Here is a 239-nt window from a genome sequence, read left to right on the forward strand (position 1 = left end):
GTTGGTATGAATATTTTCACAGAGGCTGCAAAACTCGAAGAGCAAAATTGTCCGTTTGCGATGGCGCAAATTGTTGATAGCCGAGGCTCGACTCCCCGCCATTCTGCACAAATGTTAGTGCGCGCCGATGGTTCTATCGTCGGTACAATTGGTGGCGGAATGGTTGAGCGGAAGGTGATTGAAGAGTCACTTCAGGCATTGCAGGAACGTAAGCCGCGATTATTCCATGGACGTATGGC

Annotated in this window: 1 protein-coding gene; it reads left to right on the forward strand. The window is 49.8% G+C overall.

Annotation, left to right across the window (positions count from 1 at the left end; all coding sequences use genetic code 11):
- A partial coding sequence (locus tag R0J88_RS23160) for an XdhC family protein (protein WP_410901338.1) occupies window positions 1–239 on the forward strand: 239 nt, incomplete at both ends.

Source organism: Pseudoalteromonas sp. SIMBA_162 (assembly GCF_046535955.1).
Classification (GTDB): Bacteria; Pseudomonadota; Gammaproteobacteria; order Enterobacterales; family Alteromonadaceae; genus Pseudoalteromonas; species Pseudoalteromonas marina.